The organism is Pseudomonas gessardii (assembly GCF_001983165.1).
GTDB classification, from domain to species: Bacteria; Pseudomonadota; Gammaproteobacteria; order Pseudomonadales; family Pseudomonadaceae; genus Aquipseudomonas; species Aquipseudomonas gessardii.
This window is the reverse complement of sequence record NZ_MNPU01000101.1, coordinates 1-2,896: the sequence shown is the minus strand read 5'-3', so window position 1 is coordinate 2,896 and position 2,896 is coordinate 1. Positions and strand designations below refer to the sequence as shown.

At 42.1% G+C, this 2,896-nt stretch carries 2 protein-coding genes; one reads left to right on the top strand and one right to left on the bottom strand.

All coding sequences use genetic code 11. The annotated features are described in order from the left end of the window. The first annotated feature begins 151 nt into the window (after positions 1-151). The gene (locus BLL38_RS29635) at positions 152-373 is read left to right on the top strand and encodes a DUF465 domain-containing protein (RefSeq protein WP_076965357.1); all 222 of its coding nucleotides are present in this window, start codon (positions 152-154) and stop codon (positions 371-373) included. A 78-nt stretch (positions 374-451) separates the two neighbouring features. Here the strand turns inward: BLL38_RS29635 and solA are convergent, their stop codons facing one another. Further along, positions 452-1,606, bottom strand: a complete 1,155-nt coding sequence (solA, locus tag BLL38_RS29630; RefSeq protein ID WP_076965355.1) for an N-methyl-L-tryptophan oxidase — start codon at positions 1,604-1,606, stop codon at positions 452-454. Between the last annotated feature and the right edge of the window lie 1,290 nt (positions 1,607-2,896).

Below are 2,896 nucleotides of genomic sequence, written 5' to 3'. Positions count from 1 at the left end.
GATAAAGATAAACGGCTTTAACCTTGGGATCGGGGCGCATCATGGGCTGGCTCCAGAAAGAAAATCGGGAGCACAGCATCAGGTCGTACTTGGGTCATTTGAAGGTGGGGTTTATGGAGCGCTTACATTGATTAACTTGCGGAGGTACTTCATGCCAGTGAAACATGATCTTTATCAGGATTTGGGGTTGAGTAAGGAAGATGTCGAAAAACGCCGAGCAGAGAAGCCTCATCTGAATGCGTTATTTGACAAATACAAGACTGTCGATGAATTGGTGTTAAGCGCCGAAAGGGCCGCCGGCAACGATGATGATTTGAAGAAACTGAAGGAAAAACGCTTGTTGATCAAAGACGAAATTACCAAGCTGCTTTGATACACGAAGTGGAGTCAGTCAGGGGGCGAGAACGTCGCTCCTTGACGGCTTAATGTTTTTCAACAGTTGCAGTATTTTTTAGTTCCAAAAACGTGTTGGGGAGAATTCTGAAATTGATACGCTTGGATCCTGTCCGTTGACCAAGTGTGCAAGAGCATCACCTATAGCAGTTGCAAACTTGAATCCATGTCCTGAACATGCGGATGCAAAATACACCGAGTTCAGTTTAGTGGAGGCGCCGATCAAAAAAGATTCATCCTTGCTCATGGTATAGAAGCAGTTTTTTGCTCGTGCTGGTAAACGTTCAAGATCAGGCAATAGGGGGCTGACAATGGTAGATATTTCTTCTATCGATTGCTGCGAGATCTGGACTTCCATCCACGAGGGATGTGTCGGGATCTGTTGCCGATTATGAAATCCTATCTTTACACCAGGTTCATTGCTGACAATTGAGGGCACTCCGTACAGTAGATGACCATGTGAGGACTCATAGAGAAAGACTGGAAAATTTTCAGGAGAAAAAATATTTTCCGATCCTGTTTTTGGAGTGAACCAGTAAACAGGCAGCTTTCTGGTTTCTAGGTAATCCTTTAGCTCGGGTAGCAGCTGTTCAGCAATCCAAGGGCCGGTCGTAACAATTACTGATTTTGCAGTATAAGAATTACCATTCTTGGTTTTCAATGTTGCACCCGCACCATTGTTTTTTACAGACACAACACTTTCGCCGAATAGTGTTACGACGCCTTGATGCACTGCCTCATTTAACATTGTCAATCTGGCGTCACAGGCGGAAATTGCGTAGGCACCTGGTTCGTATAGAGCTTCAAAGTTATGGGGTATATTAAATGCTGGAACATGCCGGCAGACTTTATCTGCGGTCAATAGGCTGTGTTTTATTTGAGAAAGTTTGGCTGTTCTCGTACTTCCTTTCACCACGCGACTGTCGCTGTGTCCAATAAAAATACCGCCGGTTCTAAATAAGAGTTTTCTTTGAGCTACGGCCTCCAACTCATTCCATAGCGTATCTGCATGGTTGAGAAGAGGAAGGTATTTTTCTCCCTCCCAATAAGCGCGGCGAAAAATTCTTGAGCTGCCATGAGACGATCCGAAGCAGTGAGTGGGTCCACCAGCATCGACTCCCAACACACGTTTACCTTTCGATGCCAATCGCCACAGCGCAGACGCCCCAAAAATTCCAAGGCCAACGACTATTACATCATAATAATTTTTCATTTGATCGAGCTCCTTTGTTGAGATCGAGTGTCGGCGCATTCGTAAAGAAATAGAGAAACTAATATTCCAAATGTTACTAAAAATAAAGACAAGGATCCTATTGAAATAGATTGTCTGTAAAAAAATATGGCAACAAAAAATTGTGTGATAGGGAGCATAAACTGAAGAAAGCCAGTCGTTGCAAGGAGGAGTCTTTTTGCTGCGTAAGCGAACATCGCTAAAGGTATGACTGAGACACATCCGGCGAAGAGAATCAACCATCGAAAACGATATGTGGTATTTTCGGGCCACACCAATGACCAGTCAAGTATAATCCATGCCAATAAAATTCCGATACTCAAAAATAGAGTTTCTATTAGAAGCCCACTTATAGAGCTTAATGAGGTGGCTTTTTTTGTACATGTGTATAAGCCCCAAGATATAGCTATTGCTGAATATACCCAGTGATTGAGTTCGCTGTCGTATAAAATTAGCAGTGTGGCTGAGGCAGATATTGTGATAATTGAAAGGATTTGAGTAGATCTAAGTGTTTCATTGTAAATAAGTACACCTATGCCTATTGATAGGAATGGGGCTAATAAGTATCCGAAACCGCTTTCTAAAATATGTCCATTTACTGAAGCCCATATAAACGTCCCCCAGTTTATACTCAGGAGTATGGAGGCGCCGAAGTGTAGGCTTAGAGTTTTTATTTTTAGTTTTTTAAATTCTTGAATTTTTCTTGTCCAGGAAATAATAAGTGCTAGCGTGATTAGGGAAAGCAATATTCGACAAGCAACAAGTGTCAAGGGCGAGAAAACGCTTAGCTCCCGCCAATAGAGTGATGAAAGTCCTAAGAGTATATTTGCAGCGCTAGCACAAAAGAGTGCCCATATGTATGTGGCTAAATAGAGCGATGAGGGGGTGTTCATTTTTCAGATGATCTATGAGAAATTTCAATTATTTCGTACGACCAGTATATTTTCCCTTGTCTGTCAATTGTGTAATTCGCCAAGCCTTTTCTAGACCACTCCTCAAACTCGATTTTTAAATTTTTTTCGAGTTTCTGCCATTGGGCTGAATAGTAAAGTAGAGGGAGTGTGTATCGTTCAATTAGTTTGTATTGTAATAATGGAGTTTTGTTGTTTTTGTCATTGTATTTTTTAAATATGTCATCTATTCCTACTAGGGATGGTCTGAAATAGCCGCGTCTTTTTGGCTGACCGCAGCTCGTGGCTATTTAAAAAATGGCGCTTGATCGAAAAAAAGATCAAATCAGTCGCTTATTCCCGTTTCTCGGCCCTCAAGCGA